Source organism: Sphingobium sp. 15-1, assembly GCF_013375535.1.
GTDB classification, from domain to species: domain Bacteria; phylum Pseudomonadota; class Alphaproteobacteria; order Sphingomonadales; family Sphingomonadaceae; genus Sphingobium; species Sphingobium aromaticivastans.
This window is the reverse complement of record NZ_JABXJG010000002.1, coordinates 1,495,001-1,520,865: the sequence shown is the minus strand read 5'-3', so window position 1 is coordinate 1,520,865 and position 25,865 is coordinate 1,495,001. Positions and strand designations below refer to the sequence as shown.

The 25,865-nt window shown below is 61.0% G+C and carries 31 protein-coding genes (1 of these 31 cut by a window edge); 5 read left to right on the top strand and 26 right to left on the bottom strand.

The features are described from left to right. Positions 1-82: 82 nt before the first annotated feature. From HUK72_RS22870 to HUK72_RS22855, 4 genes are read right to left on the bottom strand one after another with little or no spacing between them, the layout of a single operon-like run. Positions 83-595 carry a lytic transglycosylase domain-containing protein gene (locus HUK72_RS22870; RefSeq protein WP_255325924.1) on the bottom strand — a complete coding sequence of 171 codons (513 nt, stop codon included), beginning with the start codon at positions 593-595 and terminating at the stop codon, positions 83-85. Next, positions 592-3,501, bottom strand: coding sequence for a MobF family relaxase (gene mobF, locus HUK72_RS22865; protein WP_176598800.1), 2,910 nt, complete (start codon positions 3,499-3,501; stop codon positions 592-594). Before mobF ends, HUK72_RS22870 begins: the two co-directional genes overlap by 4 nt. Beyond that, positions 3,498-5,564 (bottom strand): type IV secretion system DNA-binding domain-containing protein, encoded by a 2,067-nt coding sequence (locus HUK72_RS22860; protein WP_176598799.1) that lies wholly within the window; start codon positions 5,562-5,564, stop codon positions 3,498-3,500. Before HUK72_RS22860 ends, mobF begins: the two co-directional genes overlap by 4 nt. Continuing rightward, positions 5,561-5,860 carry a CopG family transcriptional regulator gene (locus tag HUK72_RS22855; protein WP_176598798.1) on the bottom strand — a complete coding sequence of 100 codons (300 nt, stop codon included), beginning with the start codon at positions 5,858-5,860 and terminating at the stop codon, positions 5,561-5,563. Before HUK72_RS22855 ends, HUK72_RS22860 begins: the two co-directional genes overlap by 4 nt. A 456-nt stretch (positions 5,861-6,316) precedes the next feature. Here HUK72_RS22855 and HUK72_RS22850 point away from each other — a divergent pair, with 456 nt between their 5' ends. Next, complete coding sequence (locus HUK72_RS22850) at positions 6,317-6,553, top strand: hypothetical protein (RefSeq protein ID WP_176598797.1); 237 nt, start codon at positions 6,317-6,319, stop codon at positions 6,551-6,553. Positions 6,554-6,737: 184 nt separating this feature from the next. Here the strand turns inward: HUK72_RS22850 and HUK72_RS22845 are convergent, their stop codons facing one another. From HUK72_RS22845 to HUK72_RS22795, 11 genes are all read right to left on the bottom strand, one after another. Further along, positions 6,738-6,944 (bottom strand): hypothetical protein, encoded by a 207-nt coding sequence (locus HUK72_RS22845; RefSeq protein ID WP_176598796.1) that lies wholly within the window; start codon positions 6,942-6,944, stop codon positions 6,738-6,740. Positions 6,945-6,992: 48 nt separating this feature from the next. Then, entirely contained in the window at positions 6,993-8,159 is a 1,167-nt protein-coding gene (locus tag HUK72_RS22840; protein ID WP_176598795.1) for a DUF2493 domain-containing protein, read from the bottom strand. An 81-nt stretch (positions 8,160-8,240) separates the two neighbouring features. Next, positions 8,241-8,756 carry a DUF736 domain-containing protein gene (locus HUK72_RS22835; protein ID WP_176598794.1) on the bottom strand — a complete coding sequence of 172 codons (516 nt, stop codon included), beginning with the start codon at positions 8,754-8,756 and terminating at the stop codon, positions 8,241-8,243. A gap of 504 nt (positions 8,757-9,260) precedes the next feature. After that, positions 9,261-9,839 (bottom strand): hypothetical protein, encoded by a 579-nt coding sequence (locus HUK72_RS22830; RefSeq protein WP_176598793.1) that lies wholly within the window; start codon positions 9,837-9,839, stop codon positions 9,261-9,263. A gap of 216 nt (positions 9,840-10,055) precedes the next feature. After that, positions 10,056-10,244, bottom strand: a complete 189-nt coding sequence (locus tag HUK72_RS22825) for a hypothetical protein (RefSeq protein ID WP_176598792.1) — start codon at positions 10,242-10,244, stop codon at positions 10,056-10,058. A gap of 64 nt (positions 10,245-10,308) precedes the next feature. After that, on the bottom strand, positions 10,309-10,509 hold the full coding sequence (locus tag HUK72_RS22820) for a hypothetical protein (RefSeq protein WP_176598791.1): 201 nt from the start codon (positions 10,507-10,509) through the stop codon (positions 10,309-10,311). Continuing rightward, the gene (locus HUK72_RS22815; protein WP_176598790.1) at positions 10,506-10,934 is read right to left on the bottom strand and encodes a hypothetical protein; all 429 of its coding nucleotides are present in this window, start codon (positions 10,932-10,934) and stop codon (positions 10,506-10,508) included. Before HUK72_RS22815 ends, HUK72_RS22820 begins: the two co-directional genes overlap by 4 nt. A gap of 76 nt (positions 10,935-11,010) precedes the next feature. Next, positions 11,011-12,711 (bottom strand): ATP-binding protein, encoded by a 1,701-nt coding sequence (locus HUK72_RS22810; protein WP_176598789.1) that lies wholly within the window; start codon positions 12,709-12,711, stop codon positions 11,011-11,013. 150 nt (positions 12,712-12,861) lie between these two features. Then, complete coding sequence (locus HUK72_RS22805) at positions 12,862-13,302, bottom strand: hypothetical protein (RefSeq protein WP_176598788.1); 441 nt, start codon at positions 13,300-13,302, stop codon at positions 12,862-12,864. A 2-nt stretch (positions 13,303-13,304) separates the two neighbouring features. After that, entirely contained in the window at positions 13,305-13,517 is a 213-nt protein-coding gene (locus HUK72_RS22800; RefSeq protein ID WP_176598787.1) for a hypothetical protein, read from the bottom strand. Positions 13,518-13,540: 23 nt separating this feature from the next. Continuing rightward, positions 13,541-14,002, bottom strand: coding sequence for a hypothetical protein (locus tag HUK72_RS22795; RefSeq protein WP_176598786.1), 462 nt, complete (start codon positions 14,000-14,002; stop codon positions 13,541-13,543). 223 nt (positions 14,003-14,225) lie between these two features. Between HUK72_RS22795 and HUK72_RS22790 the strand changes: the two genes are divergently transcribed. Both HUK72_RS22790 and HUK72_RS27050 read left to right on the top strand, forming a co-directional pair. Further along, positions 14,226-14,447, top strand: a complete 222-nt coding sequence (locus HUK72_RS22790; RefSeq protein WP_176598785.1) for a hypothetical protein — start codon at positions 14,226-14,228, stop codon at positions 14,445-14,447. Further along, positions 14,444-14,782, top strand: a complete 339-nt coding sequence (locus HUK72_RS27050; RefSeq protein ID WP_218036211.1) for a hypothetical protein — start codon at positions 14,444-14,446, stop codon at positions 14,780-14,782. Before HUK72_RS22790 ends, HUK72_RS27050 begins: the two co-directional genes overlap by 4 nt. Before the next feature lie 127 nt (positions 14,783-14,909). On the opposite strand, the gene HUK72_RS22780 is transcribed toward HUK72_RS27050, so the two are convergent. The 9 genes from HUK72_RS22780 to HUK72_RS22740 form a co-directional block, all read right to left on the bottom strand. Next, a complete protein-coding gene (locus HUK72_RS22780; RefSeq protein ID WP_176598783.1) occupies positions 14,910-15,116 on the bottom strand; it encodes a hypothetical protein in 207 nt (68 codons plus the stop codon). Between the two features lie 85 nt (positions 15,117-15,201). Continuing rightward, positions 15,202-15,402, bottom strand: a complete 201-nt coding sequence (locus HUK72_RS22775; protein ID WP_137708834.1) for a hypothetical protein — start codon at positions 15,400-15,402, stop codon at positions 15,202-15,204. A 78-nt stretch (positions 15,403-15,480) separates the two neighbouring features. Continuing rightward, a complete protein-coding gene (locus tag HUK72_RS22770; RefSeq protein WP_176598782.1) occupies positions 15,481-15,699 on the bottom strand; it encodes a hypothetical protein in 219 nt (72 codons plus the stop codon). Between the two features lie 167 nt (positions 15,700-15,866). Further along, positions 15,867-17,069, bottom strand: a complete 1,203-nt coding sequence (locus HUK72_RS22765; RefSeq protein WP_176598781.1) for a DUF932 domain-containing protein — start codon at positions 17,067-17,069, stop codon at positions 15,867-15,869. 344 nt (positions 17,070-17,413) lie between these two features. Beyond that, on the bottom strand, positions 17,414-17,782 hold the full coding sequence (locus HUK72_RS22760; RefSeq protein WP_176598780.1) for a type II toxin-antitoxin system RelE/ParE family toxin: 369 nt from the start codon (positions 17,780-17,782) through the stop codon (positions 17,414-17,416). Beyond that, positions 17,783-18,073 carry a type II toxin-antitoxin system ParD family antitoxin gene (locus HUK72_RS22755; RefSeq protein WP_176598779.1) on the bottom strand — a complete coding sequence of 97 codons (291 nt, stop codon included), beginning with the start codon at positions 18,071-18,073 and terminating at the stop codon, positions 17,783-17,785. A gap of 292 nt (positions 18,074-18,365) precedes the next feature. Beyond that, positions 18,366-20,036, bottom strand: a complete 1,671-nt coding sequence (locus HUK72_RS22750) for a helicase-related protein (RefSeq protein WP_255325923.1) — start codon at positions 20,034-20,036, stop codon at positions 18,366-18,368. A gap of 123 nt (positions 20,037-20,159) precedes the next feature. Then, a protein-coding gene (locus HUK72_RS22745; RefSeq protein WP_218035957.1) for an IS3 family transposase occupies positions 20,160-21,286 on the bottom strand; the annotation gives its coding sequence in 2 pieces (ribosomal slippage) (positions 20,160-21,055 and positions 21,055-21,286; 1,128 coding nt in all). A gap of 203 nt (positions 21,287-21,489) precedes the next feature. Then, positions 21,490-23,208: an ATP-dependent endonuclease gene (locus HUK72_RS22740; RefSeq protein ID WP_176598778.1), complete on the bottom strand. Its 1,719-nt coding sequence runs from the start codon at positions 23,206-23,208 to the stop codon at positions 21,490-21,492. Between the two features lie 175 nt (positions 23,209-23,383). Between HUK72_RS22740 and HUK72_RS22735 the strand changes: the two genes are divergently transcribed. After that, entirely contained in the window at positions 23,384-23,851 is a 468-nt protein-coding gene (locus HUK72_RS22735) for a hypothetical protein (RefSeq protein WP_176598777.1), read from the top strand. 187 nt (positions 23,852-24,038) lie between these two features. Here HUK72_RS22735 and HUK72_RS22730 read toward each other — a convergent pair whose 3' ends face one another. Further along, positions 24,039-24,842: a fructosamine kinase family protein gene (locus HUK72_RS22730; protein WP_176598776.1), complete on the bottom strand. Its 804-nt coding sequence runs from the start codon at positions 24,840-24,842 to the stop codon at positions 24,039-24,041. Between the two features lie 180 nt (positions 24,843-25,022). Between HUK72_RS22730 and HUK72_RS22725 the strand changes: the two genes are divergently transcribed. Further along, positions 25,023-25,220, top strand: a complete 198-nt coding sequence (locus HUK72_RS22725; RefSeq protein ID WP_176598775.1) for an AlpA family transcriptional regulator — start codon at positions 25,023-25,025, stop codon at positions 25,218-25,220. Here HUK72_RS22725 and HUK72_RS22720 read toward each other — a convergent pair. Continuing rightward, positions 25,205-25,865, bottom strand: the 3' portion of a protein-coding gene (locus tag HUK72_RS22720) for an integrase arm-type DNA-binding domain-containing protein (protein WP_176598774.1). 626 nt of this gene lie beyond the right edge of the window; the window shows 661 of its 1,287 coding nt (coding positions 627-1,287); its start codon lies off the right edge, out of view; its stop codon occupies positions 25,205-25,207. The two genes, HUK72_RS22725 and HUK72_RS22720, sit on opposite strands and share 16 nt — an antisense overlap.

Here is a 25,865-nt window from a genome sequence, read left to right as displayed (position 1 = left end):
CATATTAGCGGGGGAAGACGGCGGCGACTCCCATACGTCTGCATCCGCTTGAGCAGGAATGTAGAGGAATAGGTATCAGAGGTTATTTTTCTTTTCCGAAAGTATCAGCTCCAAAGCGCGCAATAAGCCTCATCCCTACATTCTGAATATAAAGATTTTTCCTCCATGTAACCCGGCTGTGATAGCGACCAATCGCTGTCCAGTAATTTCGCACGCCCTGCAATTCGGTCAGAAATATCCAGCGCGCGGCGTACACATTGAAGCAAGCGTCATGCTGAAGCCGATGCCATACCTCAGATTCCGATCGATGGACCAAGATCGAGATTCTCGGCACCCACCAACTATTGATCTGCAAGGGACCCAAATCATAGCTGCCGTCAGCGTTCCTGATCCTTGCTCCAATCCACCCCGCTTCCTGATCTCGCAGCCCCCAGAGCGTCTTTTCCAACCAGCCGTTGCCATTCGATGCAAGCCGAATGCACCGTGCCACCTCGACATCCCCGGCAAGCTGGGCGGCGTTAGCGGGAGTTGCATGCACGATTGACGCGCTCATAACGATCATTGCTGCCGTCAGCAGGCCCCAAAGCCTGCTCATCGATCCTGCCCCCTCGTCCGATGAAGCCCCTGATTGTGGGTCGGTTCCGGCGTAGGCCGATCACCCCCAATGAATGAACGCAAGAATGAGTCAATCTGCTCGGTGGCCGATTGCGCGCGACCTGCCAGCTTTTCAGGCAAACTCAATCCGTCCACGCGCGATCGAGGATTTGCCGAACTCAAACGTTCTCGCCTCTCCCGCCGCTGGATTTCCTGTTCGATGCGTTGACGGCGCAGTTCTTCCCCATGGCGCTCGATGAAAATGGTTCGACTATCTCGATCCAGGCGACCAAGCCCTTCAAGTGCCGATGTCTTTTCGCCTGAGTTCCGCTCCAATTTCTGCGCGAGCTTATCTCTGTCTTCCGTCCAGAGCTTCACCCCCAGGCGCGCTCTGGTAATCGCCGTGTAAAAATTCTGACCATTGACCAGACTTGATCCTATCGGAGCCAAGACATAGACACGCGCATAGGTCTTCGACTGCGACGAATACACCGTCTCGGCATAGCCATGGTCCCAGGTCTTGTGGATGGACAGATCAACGGTCTGGATTCTGGCATCCCGATCCCACCTGATGGTCGCAATTGATCCATGGAGCTTCTCGACCGTGCCCCGCTCTGCATTTTTCAGATCAAGCTCTTTGTTGGCCAGTCGCCATTGAACGCGATCCCCGGACGCCAAGTCTCGCTCACCTTGGTCAAAGACATTGATCTGTCGGGGTCGCGTCGATCGGGGATCCCATCGGATAATCCGTCCCTGCTCATCGGCAAGGCGAACGATTTGCCGGCCGTTCTCATTGCGGCCAAGTCCTGCCACGCGATATTCCGCGTCCCGGGCGATACCGGCCTCGGCAATGTCACGCCCAAATTTCACGACCTGCCCACCCGAATAAAAGCGCGCGAACCGCTTCTCTTCATCGGTCATCCCCGCCGGCGACAAAATCTGGACACGACTCTCCTCGATGGCGATGCCCCCCTCCTTCTGGAGCGCTTCCCGTATCTGGGCGTTCACAGCCAGACGAGTGGCATTTTCAAGCACGAGAATGTTCGTGCCAGCGCGATGCTCCGGTTTGAGCCGGGTCCACTCCCTCACCATGTCCTTGGCGAGTATGTCCACGCTCTCCCCGCTTACGACCTTATCGAGAGCGGCGATCGAAGCGGGATAGTCAGCCTCGCGCGCGTACGTAACCGCCGCCTTCATCGACTTGGTTTCCTGCCGTACCGACTCCTTGAGTTCCGCGGTCGGCAACCCCAGTCGTTGCAGCAACCAGAAGGTTTTGCCCTGCTCGATGGCACCGGTCTGGTGATCGTCACCCAAGAGGAGAAGGCGAGCCCCCGTTTTCCGGCTGATCCCCAGCACACGGGAAGCTTGCCGATTGCCGAGCTGCCCGGCCTCATCCAGCACCAGCACATGACGGTCACTGATACCATGCCCGCCCCCGGCAAGCAGGCTGGCAACAGTCCGGGACTCTATGCCAGCATCCTGCCCGAGCTTCAATGTCGCCGACGAGGTCGGTGCGGTCGCGATGAGGATGGTCCCTGGCTCCGCAGCCTCTTTGAGCGTCTTGACCAGCGTTGATTTCCCCGAACCGGCCACCCCATGGATGCCATTCACCCGATCGCGCGAGATCGCGACATCCACCAGCGCCTGTTCCTGGGCAGGCGTCAAGCCTGCCTTGTCGAGCGCGACCAGCAGCCGGTCCGTAGACGCGATGGGCCGAGCATCGTTCAGCGCAAGGGCAAGATGCTGGGTCAATGCCAGCTCAAGACGGGCGGTTTTTCTCGTCGTGCGCCCCCGGGTCAGTATCCGGTCGCCCGTTTGCTCGTGCGTTGCCAGGAGCTTGCGCCGTGCCTCATGGGCTTCGATCATCGGGCGGACGTCAGACAAGCGCACTTCCCCAACATGGGAAGCGAGGCCGAGACGGAATATGCGTCCCAGATTGTTCACCGCTTCGCGCGATTCCGCCTGTCGCATGCCGAACAGGGCGGCCCGGCCGACGTCAGCGGTCCGTGGAACGATCTCCCTCCTCTCCTTTCGGCTCAACAGGTCAAGACCTTCGCGATACCGTTCCGATCGTTGCTGCCATTGCTCCCGCAGCGCCTCGATATCGACCTTCTGCTTGGGAGGCCGGGTCGCATAGAAGGAGGCCTGGCGTCCGGCCTGCCCGGTCAACCCCTCTTCCCGCGCATGGACATCGATCTGTTCGGCACGCCTGGAAAATGCCTTCACCAGATCCTGCGGGACATCTTTGATTTCAAAAAGGCCGGTGCGCGGATCATACTCGATTTCATAACCCAGCTCCCGAAGGCCATGGGCCAGGTCGTTGCGATACACCTGTCCCGCGGTCATTTGCTCCGCAAACATGGCGCGGGTTTCCAGACTTGCCATTTGCGCCTCACCGTCCCGGCCGGTGATGTTCATGACAACCACATGGGTGTGGAGATGGGGGTCGAGTTCCCGGCTGGCATGTTCGGTGAAGCGAGCAAAAATCAGTCGGCCGGTCGTCTCATGGACGATCTCGCCTGCAACGCGGTGCCGCAGGGCGGCATGTTCCTCCAGATAGTCCAACGCCCTCCCAACGGCATTTTCATGTACAGCCAGTATCCGCTCGTCTCCCGCGACCAGCGCCATGATGGAAACCGACTTGGGTGCGTTGACCGCGAAATCCCAACCGGGGTGATGCTCGATCTCCCCGCCCTTGCGGTGTCTTCCAAGCTGCTGCTCCCCAACACGGCCGGAGAGCAGTTGCTCGAATATCTCGTGATCGACCATTCCTTCCAGACCAAGGTCGCGGGCTAGGGACCCTCCCCATTCGGAATGCTCATCGAAACCTTTTTTGTAATAATCGCCGAGCGCATAATAGCGCGCGATGTTACCGGGTTTGCCATGCAGGCGCACGGGATTGATCATGCCGGCCTCGCCTCTTCGCGGGGACCATCGGCGCGGCCATGCTGGACGAGGTTCGACTGGATGCTTCCCTGTCGCGCCGCCAGCAAGGTCCAGGCATCGCGCGGCGGGATCGGCAATTCACCCTGCTCCGCGCCGAGAATGGCGTCGACCTGCGCCGCCTCACTCTCGACCGCAGGCGACCCATCCACGCTCGGCGCACCGGTGGCATAAGCACTGGAGCCCTGCCCCTCCTTAGCGGGAGGACGCAGATCATCACCCTGCTCCCTTTCCCGATCGAGCGCCTCGCGCACCCGGGCCTCGGCCTTGGCCAGTTTTACCAATTCGTCCGCCTTGCTGAGCTGCGCCGGCGGACCCACACGTTCGACAAATGCAGGTTCGTCAGAGGAGACGACATTGTACCGGTCCGCGAACTTGACGACCGGAAGATCACGCCCGAACCGGAGGAAACCGGAAAGATTGGGAAGGTTCGTCACCTCCGTGTGCATGACAAGCGGCCGGGTCACCTGTATCCGGGAGAGATTGACGCCGTCCCGCATGTCGTTGACGCCATAGCTCATGCCTTCATTGGCTTCGACCTGTTCGACCTGCCCAAGATTTTCCGAAACATGCTTGGCGGTCGGGGTATCATTGGCGCGCAGCGCCACCCAGGTCGAACAGTAACCTGTGATGGCGGCGGCGTCCTGAATGCCATAGGTCGCCTCAAGCTGCGGGTAGCTTTGAAATCCCAATATCCCGCAGCCGCCATATTTGCGCGCGCGGGCAAGGAAGTCGCTCAAGGAGGGCAGCTTCTGGAGCGTTGGAAGTTCGTCGATGACGCAATAGAGTCGCCGGTCCCGATCCGGCATGAGGCTCATGATGGCGCTGATGGCGATGTCGAGCCAGACCGTGATCAGGGGACGGAGCGAGGGGAGCTGGTCCGCTTTTACGGTGATAAACAGCCAGCTTCCCGGCTTCCCTTTTTCGACCCAGTCGCGGATGGAGAAGCCGTCCTCGGTGTCGTCGAGATAAGAGAAGCTGCGCATGACCGAGGCCAGTTCCGCCTGGATGCCGGCCGAGGTCCGGTCTCCCTCCATGCTGAGGAAGGCTGCGGCATCGGTGCCCGCCGCAAACGCCACAAGATCCTTGAGCTTGGACCGGAGCAGCCGATCAAGGAGCAGGGAGACATAGGTGTGCTTCTGCCGGGCGAGCTTTCGCAGGACTGCTACCAGAGTCCCTCTCGCCGCCTTCGCCCAGAAGGGATCACCGCCCTTGTCCGGGATCGTGGACTCGGCGATCTGGTCATAATGATAGTCGCGCGGGACATCGACCCAGGGGGACCAGCGAGCGGTCCGCTGGTCGAGGGGATTGAGCAGCGTGTCATATTGCGGCCGATAGAATTTCTCGACGAAGGTGCCGGCCGTATCATAGACGATCGCCCGTCGACCCGAGACGCGAATGCCGTCGAGCATCTTGACGATGAGGTTGGTTTTGCCGGTGCCGGGCGCTCCGCAGAGGAGGATATGCTCAGGCTCGAAAGCCTCCGGCACGGGTACACCGCCGATCGTAAGCGCTCCCTTTTTCTGCCAGATCAGTGCGCGCTTCAATTGACCGACGGTGCCGAAGCGGGCGCCCCGCATGAATTGATTGGAGCCCAGGCCGCGCCCCGTGCGGGTGAAATAGAACCAGGCCCAAAACAGCATGGCGAGGGCGAAGACACCCGACAGAGCAGCCCCGTGCAGGAGGTAGCTTTCAAAGGCGGCAAGGGTGTTATGGGCAAGCCTGGAGTCGAGCAGGGCCTTGGGCGTCGTCCAATATTGCAGGCCCGCCGGTGTCCTGAACAGGATCGGCGTGACGTTGCCGGGAACGGTATCGCCCATGAAGGTCGCCTGACCGATCTTCACCAGGACAAAGCGCTCATAATCGGAGGATTTTTCGAGCGCATACCAGATGATGCCGCCGATCCAGATCACCATCCCTGCAAGGCATGTCTGGTAGAAGACCTGGGTGGTCATGCGAACATTGTGAACGATGGCCTGCCCACCCCTCGTCCAGCTGCCGAGCGTATCATTGCGGAAGATGCTCATGAGCGTCCCTCCTCGGCCAACAGGCCCCGCTCATCGAGCAGTTGGCGGGCATAGCCTTGCCCCTTTTCGAGGGCCTGTGGCGATCGTTCGCCGATCGCGGTCACGAGGATGGCGAAGGTCTGGATTGCCACGGCCAGGATCTCGTCTTTTGACGAGTAAATATAGGTACGGTCGGGATCGGCGGCCCGGGTCAGAACCGATCGGATGAACGCGGACAAACTGAGATCGGCCCCATGGGCACGACGCAGCAGACGCCGATGGAGGGCGTCGTCGAGACGAAAAGTAACTGTGACCATGCACAAGCTCCGATGATACGGAGCCCCTGCCGGGGAGGTGAAGCACAGCCTTTATAGTTGAAATAACCGGATTTTTCAACGCCTCGAGGACAGCACGTTGAGAATGTCAGGATGCGGCAAAGTAATATGGATCATACCGCGTCATTTCAGTATCTTATCGAGAAAATGCGATGGTCCGGTCATACCAGTATGACAATCGGCAGTGCATCGGTAACACCCGTATGACGCCCGCAAAGCCGCAGAAATGCTGGGAAAACGCCGTGCAGCACCCGTGCGTGGGGTGCATTACAAACGGCCATGGCCGTGCGTCCTGCCTTGCGCAGCGACAACGTCGCTGCGAAGCCACGTCCGGGCACGGGCGGGGCCACTTTTCTGCTGCTGGTGGGGATTGCATCGCGCTGACAGACCGGGAAGAATGGAGCGGTGGCGGGCAGACCATGCCGAAGGAAGATGGTCATGCCGAAAATATCGGAACGTGAGAAACTCGCTGATCTGGTCGAGCGTCAAAAGCGGATGGATACGGAGATAGAGGCGACACGGCAGAAGCTGCGCGAGCGCTATGCCCGGATCGTTAGCGAACTGCCCGTCGAGGGGTTGAGCGAGCGCGAGTTTCGCGATGTGCTGGGACAGGTGGTGCGGGTCGGTGGTGCCGCAGCGCTTGCCGCGCTCAAGCCCCTGCCGAACGCCCGTTGATGGTCCCATATCCGTTTCATCCATAGCGGAAAGGGGAGCGACGTTGACGGGCCGCCAGGTCCGTCAAAAGGAGCGGCGTGGGGGAAACCGTTCGGGTTTCCCCCACCTGACGCAACAGCACGGCAAAGGACCGGCGCGGGTGTGTTCACGCCGGTCCCGCCAGGTGAAAGATGGGAATAGCGGCCTATGGCGGCCCTAGAAATTCATAGCCGCTCTGGTGTCCGCAATGGTCGCAATCGATGGTGTGATAGGGGTTGATACAACCGCCGTCGAGTTGCTGAAAATAGTGATGGCGGGCGGGCTTGCTACAGGTCGGGCATGGAGCCTCGAAGCTCTCGTCGTCCAGTTCCATGCCGCCCGGTTCGATACAACTTCCGTAGACTCTGACCATGAAACTTCTCCCGGAAAAGGTGGCCCGCCCCGAAGGGCGGACCGTGGGTTAGGCTGCGAGGAGAGTCTGGCGTTCGCGCTTGGCGGCACGGATTGCGTCGATCCCCTCGGTATCGGGCCGCTGGCTATCCACACGGAAAGCATGGGTCGGGATACCCGCATCCTTGAGAAGGTCGAGCAGGTTCGCCTGTATGCCGGAGCCTTGGCAGACAAGCGCCTCGACGGGGCGGGGACGGAGATTCACTATCTTCTCGTTGCGGACGAACCCGGCGCGCCGTCCAAGGCGGCTTTCGGGGGTGAAGGCAACAAGCGGGACACCTGCCGCTGCGGCCCATGCGGCGGCGATGGCGTCGGCTCCCTTGCGCTGCCCGGTGGTCACAAGGATCATGTGCGGCACGCGGGCTTTGATCTGATAGAGCTTGTCCCAGATCATCCGCCAGTCGTGCCATTCCTGCCCGCCCGAAAAGACGACGATGGGACCTTGTGGCTTGTAGCGTTCGCGCGCTTCAAGGGCACGTTCGCGCAAAAAATCGGCGGCAGCGATTTGACTTGCCGTGGTGACGCTGGACGCTCTGGAACCGCGGGCCGCGCTCCAAGGGTAACCCGTTTCGGCGCGATAGACGGCGGCGGCATAATCGCGCATCGCCTCTATCGCGGCGCGCTGTTCCGCGACCGTATAGCAACGGGCCTGCAATTCCTCGACATTGCTGTTCCAGACTTCGCCCGCTTCGGGATCGCGGACCATCTCCCCCAGCTTGAAGGCTAGGCTATCCTCTATGCCCGCCAGCTTCCGCGCCTTATGATGGAAGCTGTTGACGAAGCCCCATGCGATTGGCTGGGCGGTTGCCTCCATCCTTGAATCCCGGAAAAGGTCGAACAGGGTTGCGATGATCGCCCCGCAATCCTGCTGCGCCTGCATCGGGTGCGGCATGTCGACTTCTTCGGGATCGCGCGCGCCTTCGATGATGGCGAGCGGCTGGACGTCGCCAAACGCGGCCTCGATTTCAGGGATGGCGGTTTCCTCGGCATAGACTTCGCCAACATCGCTGAAATGGCCGAGACGCTGGCGGGTCGCTTCGGCATTGTCGGGTTGAAGATCGTCCAGCGGATCGCCTTCGCGGGCCGGGTCATCGGTCGCGGACGGTTGGGATGGGTTGAAGGCTTCGCGCATGTCGGCAAAGTTGCTATAGCGGCGTGAGGTCGTTTCCTTGCTCATGGTATCAGCACCTATCGAGGGGGTTTCGGCTCAGGGTCGGGGGAGCGCGGCTAACGCTTCCCCCGCCCGTCGGACGGTCGATCAGAACGGGATTTCGTCGTCGATCCCCTGCCGTTCGGTGAGGTTGCCGCTATCGTCGGCGTTCCCCTCGAAGCTGTCCGCTTTGCGGCCGCGACGCGCACGGCGGGGGGCCGGATCATTGCCGGGTTCCGCACCGAACGGATCGCCTCCGCTTTCCTCTGGGCCGCCTTCGGCGTCATTGAAGTTGTCTTCCTGACGCTTGCGGCGACGGTTCCAAGCGACGTTGAAGCCATCTTCCCCGTCGCCGAAAAGCGCGATCGACAGGGGGGCGTTGAAGCTCGGATCGTCAACCTGTCCTTGGTAGAAGGTTTCGCCGGTCGAATTGGCGGTTGCCTCCCAAAGTGCGCCGATCTGGACCCAGCGCCGCGCGGGATTGAGCGCCATCACTTCGAAGGACGGGGCGCGTTCATGGTTGCTCTGAACGGGTTTGAGACCAAGGCGCGGTAGATGCAGGCTGGCGGTCGCAATGGAACCGAACAGCGTGCCATTATTAGGCTTGAAAGAACCGATCTGCATAACAATTACTCCAAGATGCCGGGTATATTACCCTGTCTTTTGGGACCATTCCCTTCCGACATCTTCTTTATACCCCCTCCCCTCTTGTCGTTACAGGGCATTGATTTTTTGACAGATTTACATCGTACTTGGTGAGTCCGAGCATAAATCTCCGCGAAGCGGAACCAATACAAAGACGCATTGACCGCGCCAGCGGGCAATTCTTTCGATCGACCGCGTCGTGGAGCGAAGCGCGCCCTCGATCCCATCGCACCCGGAGCCGTCCTCGCAGGGTCCCAAGGGCCGCGCGGATTTCTTGTCGCCAAGAAGCACGGGAGGGGGGATGTTAGCGCAGCTTGGTAAAATGGGGCCGGCGCTGCTCTTGAAACAGACAAACGCCGCCGGCCCCATTTTGCCTAGCGGAGCTTCCCCCCGACGCAATTCTTGGCGACGAAAATCCGTGTGGCACGCCAGGGACACTGGGAGGCGGCGAAGGGGGCGATGGGATTGTGGGCTCCAAAGACGCTATCGCGCGCCAGCGCGATTCCTCAGGCGAAGCCTGCCTTGCGGTGCCGGTGCCGCAGTGGTGATATCGGCGGGAATGGGCGCCCTCGCCGCGCGCGCCGCGGAAGGGATCGTTACCGAAGGACGGAACCGCGGAACGCGGGTCCGGTCGGAGCGAGCGTAGCTCGCGGAGATAGAGCCCGGTCCCGGCTTGCCGGGATCCGCCGTCCCTTCTTCCCTCCCTCTGCCCTGCCACACCCCGCCCCGCCCGACGCGCCGATCCTTCCCAATCCGCGCCATACCCTTGCCGATCACCAATGCCATCTGGGCAAGGCCAGAGACATCGCGCTTATCCGCCACGGGAAAGGCGACGCCTATCAGCGGCGGCTTGACGATATCCTGTCGGAGCGGATGGTGATGGACGCGTTCCGGGATCTCGAATGGCTGACCGATCTCCTCCATGGAGGCGCTCGGATGGTGCGGACGCTCCGCGAAGCGGGTGCCCGCATCCCGCGAAAGCCTGGCACCGACCGTCATATAGAAGAGAAATCGGGCGGGCCGATCGCTGGCCGCCCCTTCGGATTCAGACCTTGGCAGCATAAAAAAATGGCCTCCCGACCGATGCCGGGATGCCATTTTCAGGGCGGGTATCCACACTATGTCGTGGGGACCGTACCGCTGGACCCACGCGGATGCCAATCGCCCCTGAGGGGCAGTCTGCCGGGGCAACCGTTGCCCGAAAGGGAACAGCAGCGACCGGCCGGAGGCCTCATATTTGATCCTACCGGCGGCGTCCGCAGTGGCAGTATCTTTGGGTCAGACGACGCACAGGAGCAGTTCCTCCCCATTTGCGGGACATGTTTCGGTTACGCGGAAGGGCTGCATCGGGTCGCCGGTGCGGATGACGAACTGGTTGCGGCCGGTGGCTGCCCTGCGCCGGATGGCGATCGCGTAGCTGTGGGAGACCCCAGCCAAACGTGCCCTGAGCGGAGACAGTGCTGGCATGATATCCTCCATGGGATTGCGGTGAGGAAGCTTTGGGGTCGGCCGGATGGATCGGTTGCCGGGATCAGACCCTTTGCGAGGAGCTGGCCCGAGAATCGGAAACAACCGAGCGGCCAATGCTTTCAACGACGATGCGCGCTGACCTCTCCCAACCGGCCTGGTCGAGGACGTCGGCGGCTTCCATTCTTGCGGCGTCGATCTCGTCCTGCGTCGAAGCAAGGGCGAGTCGTCTTAGCGCGCGGAGCGCCAAATGCATGTCGATCATGGAGCCACGGCCTCCACGGTGATGCGGAACGCTGCGCCATCGTCGAGTACCAGATAGATTTGCGTTACCGCCTCGACCTCGCAGCTGGCTATGCTGTCAATATTAGCTCTGGTGCCGTGAACTTCCGAAATCACATGGGGCGGATGGTCAGTCTCGCCGCCTTCGGTCTTATCGCACTTGTCGATATGGACCTCGATGAGTTCACCGATCATCGCGGCAATCGTACAGGCTCGGGTTGGATTGCCGTTGCTGACGTCGGCATGGCCGATCACGTCACGTAGGATGGCGGTCAGGGCATCGTTGATGGAGACGAGCAAGCCACTGCGCGCATCGTCGCCCATGCGGTCCAGATATTTGTCGGGAATGAGGTTGTTGACGGCATGTGTGGCGTCGTCGACCAGCGTGTCGAATTGATCGTCGTTCATATAGCGCTCCTTGAAAGCTATGTCCGTGCGCGATGCACAGGGCACCGTCCGGGTAATGACTGGTCCGGCGCATGCCCTATTGGGCGGCTTCCGGCGCGGGTGTCTGGTCACTGTCCGCGAAGGCGACATCGACCAGATAATTGACGGCGCGCACGGTGATCGGTCGATCCCGGGGGATCAGCCAAGAGACATGCTCGCGCATCGCTTCGCGGACCCGCTGGATGATCGCGGCGTCCTCGCCGAGCAGCAGCATGTTGGCGACAAAACGCGCCTGCATGTCGAACGCCGCTTGCTGGCTATGATAGCTGTCGGCCTCGCAATCCTCGCTAGGAGAGAAATAGGCGGATGCCAGCAATGAAGCGAGATCGCCAGGTTCGATCACGCAATCGGCACCGAGCAGAACAATGACGTCATCGAGATCGGTCCAGCAATCGGGCGGAATGATCACGACATCGGCGGGTAGTGCGAGCACCTCCGCAGCTTCGCAGGGAACGTCCGGCATCTGCACGGCAAGTTCGAGCGATATCCTATCGACCCGTCCGGTGATCAATCCCGGGGGCACTGGCTTGCCCGCGGCATAATCGACGATGTTACCTTCGCCTTGTTCGATGCGAAAGGAGGAGCCTACTATGCGCGGAAGGGCGTCGTACCAGCTGTAACCCACAAATTCACCGACGGGGTCAACAGGGGTAGCGCCGAGCGGTCGCCCCGAAGCGATGGCACGACCGACACATTGCTCGATATGGGCTTCGCCCACTCGCATCAGGATCATCGGCTCGCCCGCCACCCGGTCACCGAAAAGATCGCTGCTCGCCTCGGCGGTGCGCGGCGTCCAGGCCGAGAGCCAGGGCGCGGCTTCCGGCAGGAATATTCCGAGCGCCTGCGCCCTTAACCAATGGGCATGGGAAAGCCGATGGTGGCCCTCGCAGGCGATTGTGCGAAAGACCGCGGCTTCACAGGCTTCGCGCAGCGCATCGAGCGCCGCGTTCTGCACCATCTCCTTGCGCGCGGGGAGCACGAGCTTGAGGTCAGGCGCATCGACGATGTCGACCTTCACATACCATCCGCAACCGCCATTCGCGTCTTGGATATGCGGCAGTCGGCAGGGCACGGTGAGGCCGTGGAAGTTGATCCGGGGCTTTTCGCGGTAGACATGATGTTTGTCGGCGAAAATGCCGATGCGACAGCCGTTCCATTCCTCTATCCGTCTCGCTTCGCGAAGGAAGCTTTCCTGGGGCAACAGTTTTCCACCGAACCAGATCGGTACCGGGCAGAAACGCGCAGCATCCTTCACCGCCTGTTCTAGCTGCTGTGCCCACGCTTCGGGCAAGTCGATCTGGATTTCAGTCCCCCTGTCGAGGGCGGAAGGGGTGACATCGAGCGGCTGGCCGCTTTCCCATGCGTCAGGCGTGATGGTGACCTGCCAGGCTGCACCGCGTTCGGCAGCGTGAGAGTGTACGATCACATGGCGGCCCGCGAGGCTGAACACACCCATGCCCGCGGGGTCTTCGGAGCGCGCGATATTCTCATCCCAACCCGAATCCCCAAGCGTCAGAAACTTGGCGGGATCGGCGATGCCGCGGCCGTCGTCGCAGATATGCAGCACGGGGCCTCGATCGGTCACAGTCAGGCCGATATCGATGCGCGTCGCGCCTGCTCTACGTCCGTTCTGGATGGCTTCGAGGAGCATATCCAGGGCACCGCCATTATGGAATCGTCCGATCCTGGTGAGCAGGGATTGGCTGACCGAGGTGTGGATCATGGTGGGAAAGGTCATGTAAGCCTCCGGGATTGCAGCAACCTATTCGTTGCCCTTCACTGCGACCTTCCTCCACTCCATCGCCCGGACTCGCCTCCGGGATCTGGCGGCATGAAAGGACCGGCTGATATGGATTTGCGAGGCGACTGCGATTGCCCGATCCCGCAGTCAGGCGGCGATGCGCCGATAGATCGCCTCGCCGTTGGAGAATGTGCCGAGACGGACGAGCGTTGCGAACCGCTGCTCGAATTTCGCCGCGATCCGGTCGAACCAGCGCTCCGCCAGTCCCTGATGATCAGCGTCGATATCCTCGCGCAGCACCACCCAGTAAGCGATGCAGCCGCAATATTCCGAGATGCCGAAGGTGGCGTAGCGGTTCATGGCGACAGTCCGGTCTTCGCGGCCGATCCAGCCGTTCGCGATCCAGGCCGAAGGATAGTGCACGAGGATTTGCTCGCGGAAGTCCTCGACGATGAACTGCCAGTCGTCCTGTGCGACAAGTTCGTCGACATGGCCGCTGGCGGGGTCATCGTCGTCGGCGATCCAGCCTGCGTCCCATTGCGCGTACGCGACATGCGCCCCGCTGGGATAGGAAACCGAGCGTCCCATGGTCAAATTCCTTCGCTTATAGGCGTTTCGGAGGTAGGAGACGTAGCGGGCAGAAGGACCGGCTCCGTGAGCAGCTTGCCACCCTTCGGCAGGGGCTGCGCTCTGATCGTGGGACGGGCGGGATCGGACCAGTCGATGTGGCGAACGATCCACTCCGACACGAAATCCCAGAGGCACGCCGCGGTTTCAAGACTGAACTCATCACTCTGGTTCATATGCCGATCCTTTCGTGTGAAGCTCAGGCCGCATTTTGGGCGCAGCCCTGGTAAAGTCCGAGATCGCTTGCCATCAGCACGTCGAGAGCCGGCTCGAGCCGATCGAACGCAGTTGCGAGGTCGATAATCGGAACGCAATGGCAGGCATCGCCCGTCTCATGATCGCCGCGATAATGGATCGGCAGCATATCAGCGGTCATTTCGGGAAAGACGGCTCGAACGAGCAGCGTCTCGACCCGCCGGGCCACCAGGCCAATGCGGCGAGCCAGATAGGACCGCTCAGGTTCCCGCATGGCGAAATAGGGATCGGGCGCGATCAGCGGTGCAAGGCGTACACATTGAGGCCGGCCCGCAATATGAGGGCCAAGGACAGAAGGAAGGATAGCCTGTCGGTCAGTTGAGAGTGCCGTCCATGGCACCAGCGCGCGATATTCGAATAGGAGCGCCGCGCCCGGCAGCCGGACGCGGGTAACGATAATGTCCATAGTTGAACCTCCGGCGAAAGGGGGGGACTACGCCACGAATGACTGACGAGGACGGATCGATCAGATGATCACTGACCGCTGGCAGAAGTCGCCGTTGTCGTCTTGCGCATCAGATACTATTCTCAGCGCATGGCGGACTCGGCGCCGATGGCAATCGCGCCCGACCCGGCCATGCTCCAGGAATTCAATCACCCTCTGGATCGACACAGATCGGGGAGGCTTTATGCGTGAACTTGACGAAGACGAACGTGAGATACTCCGTATATTGGACAGCGGAATTTCCACACGGGATCTGATCACGATTGTTCGTGATCTTGGCGATGTGCTGCGGCAGCAAGGCTATGTGATCCAGGCGAATGTGGCTGAGCTTGCCGCCGACCGCTTGATCTATTTCAACGCTCGCCTGAAAGCGCTATCGGCAGGATCAGCCGATTACCCGTCATGAACGGGCAGTTCCGCGAGCACCGGACCGTCGCAGTCGAAATGCAGCAGGCCGATACCCCGGCTGCGTGCCAGGCGGATCGCTTCCAGAAGATCGTTGGGAAGCGAAAATTCGCGCGCGGCGTCGGCCTGCCGTGTTGCCACGAACCAACCACGCGCGTTTCGGGCAACGATGATCGGCGCCTCATGCGCATGGCCATTGGTCCAACTGTCGAGCAGGGCCGCTGTTGCGATGGAAAGATGGGTGGTGGCAAGGACGCAGTAACGTCCGATTTCCGACCCTGGCAGCGCTGGGAGTTCGCCGTTCGGACTTCGCAGCTCTGGATGGGTTCCGGTTGAGGATGGAGAAGCTGACAATAAGGATGCCAGCCCACGTGAGGAACGGGACATGGAAAATGCTCCGGATTTGAGGAGTCCGACGCAGAGGCAGAAGAGGGACCGATCGCGGGAGATCGGTTCCCGCTTCTCAGACCTGCTTGGAAACAACGCGACGACGCAAATCAGGGATCAGCGGGTTATCATAGACGCTCTCGCCCGAGCGTTCGAGCGCATGCTGCTCGGCGCGATACCAGTTCGGCGCGTCGATCATGTAGAGTTCCATCCCATATTGCTCGTCGCCGCTCAGGAACTGGACTTCGACAAGGAAGGTCTGCATTTGAGGGGAAGCGCTCATGGCGGAATCCTTTCGCAAGAAGAATTGCGGCCCCGGCGGGCGCCGGAGCCGAAGGGGTTCGGAAAAGCGGGTTTACGTCGGGCGCTCAGCGCGCCTTTTTCAGGAGCTTGCGCCCCTTGGCCTCGACGTCGAGGCGTTTGTCCTTATGGGATTTCTTCCGCGCATGGGCGGTGATGCCCTGGACGAAATCGAAAAGACTGGCGGGCGCTTGAGCAAGCGATGCCATAGGAGTTTCTCCGTAGAAGGTGGATTGCAAGATCGGCCGGTTCGTGCCCATCAGCACCATTCAGCCGATCCCCCTCTTCCCCCTCCCTCCAATCGCGATGGGATGGCGGCCTGGCCCCTGATAGGGACCGGCGGCCGGTCAAGCCGCTTGCGACAGCGGCTTGCCGTCGATGCCTTCGCGATCGGTCACGGGGGCCTCGCCATCGTTGCCCGGTTCGAATTCACCCTTGCTATTCGCCAGTTCCTCCTCAAGCGCGGCGAGTAACTGGAGCTTGTCTTCCAGCAATGCGGCGTCAGGGAATGTCTGGCCCAGCCGTGCCTCAAAGGCGGGAAGGCGCCATTCGTTGGCTTCTGACATGGGCTGGCCCATGGACCTCATAATCCTCCTTTTGGCCGGACCAGTCGTCATCCTCCAGTGCTGCCTCGCAAGCCTGTTCGGCAGTGTCAGCCTGATAGGTGCGCCGGCGATAGGCCGGCAGCCGGAAGGTGGTTTCGATCGTGAATTCGGGCGTGGTCGATCTCCTCTCAGTGGATCTGCTCAAGCAGCCCGCGGGCTTTGCTTTCGAGGTCGATGCGCGCATCCTGGTGCGGCCGGGCGCGTGCCAGCGCGGTGATGCCGTTCACGAAGTCGAAGACGCTCTCGGGGGGCCTTCCTTCTTCGGCCAGCACGGCCTCGATCACCTTGGAGGTGTCGGACTTGGAGAAGCCGCGCCTGCGCAGGAAATCCACGCGATCCTCGTCCTTGCGCGCGACGATCCGTTCGCGTGCGGTCCTGATCCCGTCGATGAAGGTTCGAGGTGAGGCGTCGGCATAATGCGCGAGCGCCGGTTCAGCCTGATGGGCGAAACGTCCGGCCGCGAATTTCGAGTGCCGGATCTTGATCTCCTCGAAATTCTCAACGCCCCACAATATCCTGTTGGCGCACACCGCGCGCAAGTAGAAGGTCGCGATGCCGAGGGTTTTGGCGCCGACCTCGCTGTTCCACGCATAGAAACCGCGAAAGAACAGATCCGGTTCGCCATTCGGCAGTTTACCCGCCTCGATCGGGTGCGTATCATCGACCAAGAACACGAACACATCGCGGTCGGATGCATAGAAGGTCGTCGTCTCCTTGGTGACATCGACATGGGGATTATAGTTCATCGTTCGCCAGTCCAGCACGCCAGGCACTTTCCAGCGCGTGTCGCCGGTGCCGTTGCCCGCAAAGCGCATGATCGCTTCGATGAGACGGTGGTCCCAGACCCGGCCGTACGATTCACTGGTCACGGAGCGCAATTCCGTGCGTCCCATATTGGTCTGGAGGAGCTTTACATGCTCGTTCCTGTGATTTTGCAGACCATATTGAAGATTGATGCCGGCAAGCGGCGCGGGCAGCTCGCGCATATAGGAGGCGGGCGCGCCCACCAGACTGCATAGCTGGCCGAATGACCAGTTGGTGGGCGCAACGGGCATGTCGTTGTCGGGGAGGATCAGCGCGAGACGCTCGGGCTCGTCACGACGGGCTTCAACCTTGATGGCGCGGCTCTCGATGATGCGGGTATGCGACTGTTCCGCTCGGGTCCGGACGCTGACGTAAAGATCGCCAAGGGAGAGAAAGCGCTCGTCGTCCGGCCTGGAGAACCATTCGGAGGAAACGCGGGTGTTGGATGTACCGCGCGAGACGTCTACGTGATAGGCGCCGGACGGGGCGTGCGAAATTTGCGCGGGCGCTTGAGCAAGCGATGCCATGGGAGTTTCTCCGGAGAAGGTGGGTTACAAGATCGGCCAGCCCGTGCCCATCAGCACCATCCAGCCGTCCCCCCCTTCCCCCTCCCTCCAATCGCGATGGGATGAAGGAAAGCTGCTGCGCCGGCGAAATCGGCACGGACCTCGCGGTCAGAGACGCGATATCGCTGCCGCTCTGCGATTATGTTGTCGAGGACAGGGCGGACGCCATTGCCGCCGGGTTTGGGATAGAGAGACTGCAAGGGCCAGAACCAGAAGCAAGGAGGGAATCTGGGATCAAATTCCCTAGTTGGCGCGCGATAGCGACCTCGCTGACCCTGGACCGCCGCGATTCAATATGGCGGCGGTCAGTTCCAGTCCTCTTCGCGCAAGCGATAGCGCGCCAGCTCCATTGCGTCGTAAAGGACGCGTCCAATCTCCAGGACATCGGGATTGGTAGCTCGAAAGAGGATGAAATGGCGCGGACGACGGACGGCCCCGACGTCGGTCCGTGCCCGCTCACGACTAAGGCGCAGATGCCAAGTGCGAGCATCCTTCCCCAATTCGGGGCGGTCAACCGCACCGGGCCGATCAGGATGGGTCGCGATATCCCGGATAGCGGTGGCGAGCAGCACCTCATAACGCTCGCGTGCTGCGTCGCCGAAGCGGGCCTGCGTCCATTCCAATATGTCGATGATGTCGGCTTGCGCCGAGGCGGACAGCCGATAGCGCGCCATTTATTGCGCCACGCGCGCCCGCTTCTTCGCTTGCCGACCCAAGCCGGCAATGAATTCGCCGAGTTGATGCTCTTCAACATCGACAAAGCGGCCTGCATCGAGGTCATCCCACCCGGTTTGCGCCGCCTTTTGCAAGGCATCGAGCCTTGCGGCATCTTCAGCAGCGTTTCGCTCGACCAGCCGGAGCCCCTCACGCAGGACTTCGCTCGCATTCTGGTAGCGTCCAGAGCGAACCAGCGAATCCACGAGTTCAGCCTGATGGTCGGTCAGCACCACATTGCGAGTCGGCATTTACGGTATCTCCTCCGGCAGTGAGGTCATAACATCTTATGGCAGATTATGCCAATGGGTTCGATTTTTACCCGCCGTTGCTGTCGGTCCGACAGCCCAATCCCACCGTACCGAGGTCCCAGTCAGTCGGGCTATGAGGCGGAATAGCCCTGGAGCTTGGACGGTTCGGAGCCGACCGGACTATGGATTTCCGCAGGTTTTCAGCAAGACCCGGCAATCGAAGGCAGGCTGCACCGTAGAGATACGCTGTTGGTATCGCTGGCCTGCCGCCTGATAGGGCGCCTGGGGCCGGTCAAGCCGCCTCCGACAACGGCTTGCCATCGATGCCTTCGCGATCGGTCACGGGGGCCTCGCCGTCGTTACCCGGTTCGAACTCGCCCTTGCTATTCGCCAATTCCGCTTCGAGCTCGGCGAGTAATTGGAGCTTATCTTCCAGCAATGCGGCGTCGGGGAATGTCTGGCCCAGACGTGCCTCGAAGGCGGGAAGGCGCCGTTCGCTGGCTTCGAGGTTCGCCCATACACTGGCGAGATCCGTGTCGAGGTTGCGAATGGATGACTCGATCCGGCCAACGACCGTGCTCGACCGCGTCTTGTCAGTGACCTCGAATCCGCGTTGCTCCCCGTGGTGCAGCATGATGATCGTGGTGGAAATTACGATATCTCCTTCATCGGCAATGGCCTCATGGCCCGTGATTTCCAGGTCGATGCCGTTGAAGGTGCCGAGCATCTCGCGCGCCGCCACGCCATGCGTCCGGATCTGGTACGCTCGCAGGAGGATTTTTTCGCCGACAGCCTTGCGGTCGCTGATGATCGCGGCACCGGCATCGAATATGACCTCTTCGCCGTTCGTCGGGATACGCCGGGCAATGTCGGATTCGAGCCTCGCGATCTGCCTGTGGCAGTCCTCGATGCTATCCGTGGTCCGCCTGATGGTCCGGCGGATGTTGAGCTGATCGTCGACATGCGCATCACGCAGGCGCAGCAACCTCGCAACCTCGGCGTCGAGACCAGCCTTCTTCATCAGGCGTTCGTCGCCGGATGCGAGAGCCTTTGCGAGAGCGAACTGGTTCACATTGGAACCGACGTCCTCGATCCGCCGGATAGAGCGGTCGCCCGACATGGCCATGTTGATGAAGCGTGCCTTGCGCTCAAGCATTTGCCAGTTGGTGGCATCCATCGAGCCGCTGGTAGCATAACCGTAGAGCTCGATTTCCTCATTCTGGTTCCCCTGCCGCTCGATCCGGCCCTCGCGCTGCTCGATGTCGGAGGGAATCCAGGGGACATCGAGATGGTGGAGAGCCTTCAAACGCTGCTGCGCGTTGACTCCGGTGCCCATGGTCGCCGTGGAGCCGAGAACGAAGCGCTTGCGCCCCTGATTGAGGTCGTTGAACAGGCGCTGCTTCGCGCTGTTCTTCTTATAGTGCTGCATGAACGCGATCTGGTCGGCGGGGACGCCCATCTCGATCAGGCGATCGCGGATCCAGACATAGGCGGAAAAGCCCCGCGTCTCGAGCGCGGCTTCGGTGCCGAGATCGGAGAAGATCATCTGAACGGCGCCGGGCAGCGGATAGGGTTTCCCGGTTTCCGGGTCGGTGTAGCGATGGTCGCTCGTCTCGTCCCAGATGCGATAGGCGTTCTCAATCAGGAGATTGAGCTTGTTGCCCTCCTCGTTTCCAACACCCGTATCGACGAACCGCAGGTCGATCGCGGAGTGCCTGCCATCGGTGATGACAGAGAGGAGAATGTCGTCGCCCTTTTGCGGTCGGCCAGTGCGGTTTTCGATCGCCTTGATGCGCCCGGCGAGAACCCGCTGATAGGCTTTGAAGGGCGCTCCCGATTTTGCGACGATGATCTGCCGTTTCCCACCCTTGATGGTTGGTAGCTGGACATATTGGCGCAGATCGTCCTTCAGCACCACGTCGGCGACGGAGCGGTACATCGCCATCAGGTCGGCGACGTTCACGAATTCGCAGAAGCGCGTGACCGGCTTGTAGCTGCCGCTCGGCTGGAGTTCGAGTTCGGTACGCGTATCGCCGAAATTCGCCGCTATGGACTTGTAACGGTTTTGCGCCGATCACCTATCTCATTATGCCACCTTGGCTTCGAATGCGAGCGGACTGATGCCGCCCAGATATGAATGGCGCCGGCGGGAATTGTAGAAGCCGTTGATGTACTGGAAGATGGCGGTCTCTGCTTGCCGCCGGGTTGGCCAGCTCTGCCGCCAGATCATTTCCGCCTTCAGGGATTTGAAGAATGTCTCGACGGCGGAATTGTCGTAGCAATTGCCTTTGCCGCTCATCGATGGAAGCAGGCCGTAGGCCTGCAGCTTCTTCTGATAATCATAGGAGCAATATTGGCTGCCGCGATCTGAATGGAAAAGGCAGCCCTGTGGTGGCCTTCGCAGCCGGACCGCCATGTCGAGTGCCCGGATCGCCAGGTCCTTCTTCATTCTGTCGCTGACCGCCCAGCCAACGACGCGACGGCTATGCAGGTCGAGGATGACGGCAAGATAGAGCCAGCCTTCCGACGTCCAGATATAGGTAATGTCGCCCGCCCATTTGCGGTTGGGCGCATCGGCCGCAAAGTCGCCGTCCATCCAGTTCGCCGCGACACCCAAACGATGGTGGCTGTCTGTCGTCACCTTGTGCTTGCGCGTGCGGACCGGCCTAATCCCGTTGATCCGCATCAGTCGGCCGACACGACGCTCGCCGACATCGAGCCCCGCCTCCTTCAACTCCATCGTCATTCTTGGACGACCATAGCTGCCAAGGCTCAGGCTATATTGTTCCCGGATATGGGCCAGCACCCTCATGTCCGTCCGCTCCCGGTGGCTTATCGGTCGCGAACGCCAGGAACGATAGCCACGCTCGCTGACCTGCAAGACACGGCACATCAGCTCTACCGGCCAACGATGCCGCCAGCTGTGCACAAAGGCGAACCTCACGGCCTTTGGCCCGCGAAGAACTGAGTTGCCTTTTTTAGCACTTCCCTCTCCTCCCGGAGCACGCGGTTCTCAAGGCGAAGTCGCTCATTCTCTCGAGCCAGATCTGCCTGCGGCGCTGCCACCAGGTCCGACGGCCGATAGTGCGACACCCATTTGTTCAAGGTCGACTTGCCTACGCCCAAATCCGACGCGACCCGTTCGCGCGACAACCCGCTGGTCAGCGCAATACGCACCGCCTCCTGCTTGAACTCTTCACTATGCTTGATCATCTCGTCGGTCTCCTTGAATGAGCCTTAAACTCTCAGGTGACCGGCACAAAACCGTTACAAGTCCAGCATTGGTATGGGTGAGCACCAAGATCGGCTTGCTTCCCCCATGATGCGCCAGCGCACGGCTCAGCAATTCGGTCTTCCCGCAGCCGGCAGGCGCAACGATTGCACCGAGCGCGATCGTTAGCAAATCGGGCGTGGTGTCAGACATGGCCGAACCAGGTGAAGAGGGCGTCGATGGTCGGGAGCAATTGGCCACCAATGGTCTGATGCAGATCGGGCGCGACGATCTCCAGCGCCACCGCTTCCATGGCGCTGACGCTCTTGAACCATCCTTTTCGAACCCGCGAGGCGCGGCCGAGCATGGCGCGCGTCTGCGCGTCGAGACTGCCGAAGGCCGCCAGGTTCCGCACATTCTCCAGCTGATAGGCATTTTGGGAAACCGATCGGATATGATCGCCAACGACGCTTTCTTCCTTGAGATCGATCGCCCGTTCGAGAAGCAGCTTCGCTCCCCCTACCGACAGGGACATGAAAAGTTCATCCTCCAGCGCATGGCCGTCGGTCCATTTGAAGACCTGCCCACCCGCCTGAAGGAAGCCGGCCTCGAGATCGCCATGTACGGCGATGTCGCTGTCGCGCAACACCGCCGTCCGATAGCCCATCTTCTGGAAAGCGATCGCGCGGTCGAACGTCGTGTCACCGCCGCCATCGACCAGCGCCACCCCGAGAGCGGTCAGCGATGGCCGGTTCGTTGCCTGGCGATAGAGATCGAGTCCCCGGATCAGCCCCACCTCGCTCGCGCCCTCACAAACTAGGACCGACCGGGCAAGAAGCGCGTCGGGGAATTTGCGTACTGTGCCCTGCACATCGCCCGCGCGGCCCATCCAGGACACTATATGCCCAAGTGCCCCCGGTCGCACGACATGGAGTTGTTGTACTGACAATTCCCGCACCGCGACCGGCGAATGGCTGGTCACGAAAGCCTGCAACGGCGGCGTCGTCTCCTTCGCACCAAGCTCGGTCAGAAGGCGAATGATCCGGTGCGGCTCAAGGCCGTGCTCCAGTTCATCGATCAGGATCATAGGGGCATCGCCCGCGACATGCCGCTGCAATCCGGCGACGAGCAGTCTGACCGATCCCAGCCCGAGACCGCGCAGCGGCACGCCGTCCCCGCCATGAAGCGAAATCGTGCCACCGGTAAAGTTCACGCCATGAGCGTCGAGCAGAGCCTGAACCTGCCCGGCAATCGGTACGCCTAGCCTGCCGGCCGTCATTTGGACCGCGGCGAGGGCTTCGCCCAGCTGATCCTTGGCCTTGTCGCCAAAGGCGATGCGCGCATCGCGCGCGGCCTGCGCAATCGCCGAAGCGGCGCTGGCCCGCTCCTCGGAGACCTTGTTGAGGATCGAGCCGCGCTTCCAGCTCAGATTATGCTCGCCCGATTGCCCCAGCCGGGTGGGCGCAAGGCGCACACGATCCGCCCAGCTCAAGCTGCGCGACTGCCCGAGCTCTGCTGCCCGATCGGAGACAAGCCGCCATTGCGGCTCGAGATCGTCGCCCACCGCGAGCTCGACGGTCAGCACCGTATCGAGGCCCGAACCGGGTTCCGGCTCGATATCGCCGCTCTGGAAATTGAAGCCCCGCAGATACAGGCCATAGGCCTCCATCGAACGCAGATGGCTGTCCAGTTCCCCCAGCGTCACGCTGATCTGGATAGGCTGCTCAAGCTGGAGCCGGTGGAAATCATCATCGCAAAAAGCGAGATTCCGCCGCGCGCCGAGGCAGAAGTCGATCGCATCGAGAATCGTCGATTTGCCGCTGTCTCCTGGACCCACCAGGCAATTGATGCCGGCAAGGGGAAACCAGTCCAGCCGCGCAATCGACCGGAAATTCCTGATTTCGATTTTACGAATCCGCGCCATTCAGTCCAATGCCTCCAATACTGCAGGGGAAGGACTAGCGGTTAACTCGGTCTGTCGATAGTCAAGTCCGCCGCTGGTGTGGGTCAGCCACCTGATCATTAGGTCCCTGTCCGCATCCATCTGCCTACCCTGGAATTTGGTCTGACCGGACCAACCATTTGGAGCCGAAAAAGCAATGCGCCACGATGATATCGATCAGGACATGCGCAATCTAGCCTTTGACTTCTTCTACTGGTTCTCCCGCTTCGAGTTCGCGCTCAAGGAAAAGCGCTTCCTGAAGAACGAGGTCATCGGCGCGCGTGCCGATCCCAGTTGGGACAAGTTCGTGAAAGTGCATCGCACCGCTTATGTCGTATCACCTGCCGCCGAGGCGCTCCTTACAGAAAAGCCCCGGCGCCAGATCGTCGGCGACCTGGAACATGACTTCGAGGATCTGCCCTTCTCTCCGAACACTGCCGACCTCGACAAGGTCGTGGCCTACGCCAAGACGGTGCGGAACAATCTTTTCCATGGCGGCAAACACGGTCACGACCAGTGGGACGATCCGGCCCGCATGCGCCGCTTGCTCAAATTAACCATCACCGTGCTGGCCGAGCTGGCCGCGCTGGGTGATTTCGGCGGTGACTATGACCGTTTCTATTGACCGGCGGTCGCGATTACGCCCGCCGCAGTGGGTCTGAGAAAGACATGAAACAACGTCCCCTTTTTGGCATATGCTACCCACCAGTTGACAGCCCGCTAACGGCCACTTTGAGGTGCGTGAACTGCATAGCTGCCCATCCGGACCTGGAGATCGAAAATTGGTCCCTCTACGGCAAAGAAGGGTCGACTTAAAACCCAATCTCACCCAGGCAGGCCGATGCCTGCCTGACATAGCTACCGCCGAACAAGCGTGCATGCACGAGGAGCGGCCATAAGCGATATATGGGCTGCCGCTCACGCCACCCTTCTTCAAGACCACAGGCTTCGTAGAATGCGACCGGAGGATTGTCGAACAAGCTGAGCATCGCCAAATCGACTTCCCGGTGGCCGTAATAGGCTGCCGGATCGATCAAGCCCGAAATGCTGACGTCGTTGACCAGGATGTTGCCACCCCAGAGATCGCCATGAAGCAGGGCGGCCGGCGGATGGTCCGGTAGGAAGTCGCCCAACCGCCGGACCAGTTCCTCAAGGCGATCGCCCAGATGGCGATCAACATGGGGAAGATGACACCGCAGCCGATTGTCGCCCCAAAATTCGACCCAGCTGCTTCTCGGACCATTCGGAATGGCCACGTTGCCGAAGGCATAATCACGATCCCAACCATAGGGGTTGTCGATCGGCACATGCAGATGATCGAGCACATCCGCGAGCTGCGCCCATGCCCGTGCAAGCTGCCCCGCAGCCGGCAGATCCTCCAGGATCAGCAATTCGGCTTCCCCTGCAAGGACCGCCGGCGTCGGCACCCCCTTGCTGCGGAGCGCCCCCAGCATCGTGGCCTCCACGGTCACCCGCGAACCGGTCTTCGCGATCGCGGTCCCGCCACCAACCAGACCAAGCCGGCTGACCGACGAAAGGCTGCCGCCGGAAATTTGCGTCACGCTTTCGACGCCAGCTCCCAGCAAATGGCCCGCGCGCACAAATATCGACCTCACACAGCGATCCCTTATTATCTCCGATCGGTGATAGGCGGTTTGCGCTGTCAGGCATAGCGACGACGGGCGGCTCAAACCGTGCCAGGACGCCTCCCCTATGCGCCGACATGCCCTTGATCGGCCATTGTAAAAGCGGCACAATATGGGCGCGGGCAGACCGGGACAGGAGCTTGGTTTGCAATGGACGATATGAGTGAGCAATTTCTTCGCCTCAAGGCGGTGATCCAGAAAACAGGGAAGCCCAAAGCTTCCATCTATCGCGACATCCACCTTGGTACCTTTCCCGCGCCTGAAAAAATAGGCGCAAGGGCGGTTGCCTGGCGCCTGTCGCGGATCATGCGTTGGATGCGATCTCCGGCCAATTACCAAGACGACTGAAACCAGCCCAGCGCTTCGACCGGCTTCTTCTTCGGGGTCTTGTCCTCGATGACGATAGCCTTCGAAGCGCGCTCGGCGTCATCGAGATAGTCCGCCCACCATTTCAACATCTTGCGGCGGGGATCGAGATAGAGCGCGGCATTGTAAACGCTCCGAACCCCTTGGGGGACATGGGCAAGCTGCATCTCGATCCAGTCGGCGTTGAAGAGGCCGGACTCATTCAAGATCGTGCTCGCAACCGAGCGGAAGCCATGGACGGTCGCTTTGTCCCCGACGCCGAGGCGCCGCAGCAGGACCAGCATCCGGCTCGAACTGATCGTGTCATCATTGTTGCCGATGACCGGGAAAAGATATTGCCCGAACCGCTCGTTACCGAACTTGCCGTAGACGTTGAGCTCCCTGAGTTCGCGGAGCAGTTCGACGGCCTGTAGCGGCAGCGGCACCAGATGTTCCAACTGCATCTTCATCCGCGCCGCGGGAATGCGCCACAACGGCTTGGGTCCGCCCAGCCCTTCGAACTCGCTCCATTGGGCGTGGCGGGTTTCCTGGGTCCGCACCATAGTGAGGATGGTCCACCGCAGGGCAAGATGGCTGAGCCGTGAGCCGGTGTCCGCGTTCAGCGCAGCATAGAAGCGCGGCAGTTCC

Bases quoted from the DNA above. Each gene is read 5' to 3' on its own strand.
- HUK72_RS22870 (WP_255325924.1), bottom strand. From the start codon at position 595: ATGAGCAGGCTTTGGGGCCTGCTGACGGCAGCAATGATCGTTATGAGC.
- mobF (WP_176598800.1), bottom strand. From the start codon at position 3,501: ATGATCAATCCCGTGCGCCTGCATGGCAAACCCGGTAACATCGCGCGC.
- HUK72_RS22860 (WP_176598799.1), bottom strand. From the start codon at position 5,564: ATGAGCATCTTCCGCAATGATACGCTCGGCAGCTGGACGAGGGGTGGG.
- HUK72_RS22855 (WP_176598798.1), bottom strand. From the start codon at position 5,860: ATGGTCACAGTTACTTTTCGTCTCGACGACGCCCTCCATCGGCGTCTG.
- HUK72_RS22850 (WP_176598797.1), top strand. From the start codon at position 6,317: ATGCCGAAAATATCGGAACGTGAGAAACTCGCTGATCTGGTCGAGCGT.
- HUK72_RS22845 (WP_176598796.1), bottom strand. From the start codon at position 6,944: ATGGTCAGAGTCTACGGAAGTTGTATCGAACCGGGCGGCATGGAACTG.
- HUK72_RS22840 (WP_176598795.1), bottom strand. From the start codon at position 8,159: ATGAGCAAGGAAACGACCTCACGCCGCTATAGCAACTTTGCCGACATG.
- HUK72_RS22835 (WP_176598794.1), bottom strand. From the start codon at position 8,756: ATGCAGATCGGTTCTTTCAAGCCTAATAATGGCACGCTGTTCGGTTCC.
- HUK72_RS22830 (WP_176598793.1), bottom strand. From the start codon at position 9,839: ATGCTGCCAAGGTCTGAATCCGAAGGGGCGGCCAGCGATCGGCCCGCC.
- HUK72_RS22825 (WP_176598792.1), bottom strand. From the start codon at position 10,244: ATGCCAGCACTGTCTCCGCTCAGGGCACGTTTGGCTGGGGTCTCCCAC.
- HUK72_RS22820 (WP_176598791.1), bottom strand. From the start codon at position 10,509: ATGATCGACATGCATTTGGCGCTCCGCGCGCTAAGACGACTCGCCCTT.
- HUK72_RS22815 (WP_176598790.1), bottom strand. From the start codon at position 10,934: ATGAACGACGATCAATTCGACACGCTGGTCGACGACGCCACACATGCC.
- HUK72_RS22810 (WP_176598789.1), bottom strand. From the start codon at position 12,711: ATGACCTTTCCCACCATGATCCACACCTCGGTCAGCCAATCCCTGCTC.
- HUK72_RS22805 (WP_176598788.1), bottom strand. From the start codon at position 13,302: ATGGGACGCTCGGTTTCCTATCCCAGCGGGGCGCATGTCGCGTACGCG.
- HUK72_RS22800 (WP_176598787.1), bottom strand. From the start codon at position 13,517: ATGAACCAGAGTGATGAGTTCAGTCTTGAAACCGCGGCGTGCCTCTGG.
- HUK72_RS22795 (WP_176598786.1), bottom strand. From the start codon at position 14,002: ATGGACATTATCGTTACCCGCGTCCGGCTGCCGGGCGCGGCGCTCCTA.
- HUK72_RS22790 (WP_176598785.1), top strand. From the start codon at position 14,226: ATGCGTGAACTTGACGAAGACGAACGTGAGATACTCCGTATATTGGAC.
- HUK72_RS27050 (WP_218036211.1), top strand. From the start codon at position 14,444: ATGAACGGGCAGTTCCGCGAGCACCGGACCGTCGCAGTCGAAATGCAG.
- HUK72_RS22780 (WP_176598783.1), bottom strand. From the start codon at position 15,116: ATGAGCGCTTCCCCTCAAATGCAGACCTTCCTTGTCGAAGTCCAGTTC.
- HUK72_RS22775 (WP_137708834.1), bottom strand. From the start codon at position 15,402: ATGGTGCTGATGGGCACGAACCGGCCGATCTTGCAATCCACCTTCTAC.
- HUK72_RS22770 (WP_176598782.1), bottom strand. From the start codon at position 15,699: ATGTCAGAAGCCAACGAATGGCGCCTTCCCGCCTTTGAGGCACGGCTG.
- HUK72_RS22765 (WP_176598781.1), bottom strand. From the start codon at position 17,069: ATGGCATCGCTTGCTCAAGCGCCCGCGCAAATTTCGCACGCCCCGTCC.
- HUK72_RS22760 (WP_176598780.1), bottom strand. From the start codon at position 17,782: ATGGCGCGCTATCGGCTGTCCGCCTCGGCGCAAGCCGACATCATCGAC.
- HUK72_RS22755 (WP_176598779.1), bottom strand. From the start codon at position 18,073: ATGCCGACTCGCAATGTGGTGCTGACCGACCATCAGGCTGAACTCGTG.
- HUK72_RS22740 (WP_176598778.1), bottom strand. From the start codon at position 23,208: ATGGCGCGGATTCGTAAAATCGAAATCAGGAATTTCCGGTCGATTGCG.
- HUK72_RS22735 (WP_176598777.1), top strand. From the start codon at position 23,384: ATGCGCCACGATGATATCGATCAGGACATGCGCAATCTAGCCTTTGAC.
- HUK72_RS22725 (WP_176598775.1), top strand. From the start codon at position 25,023: ATGGACGATATGAGTGAGCAATTTCTTCGCCTCAAGGCGGTGATCCAG.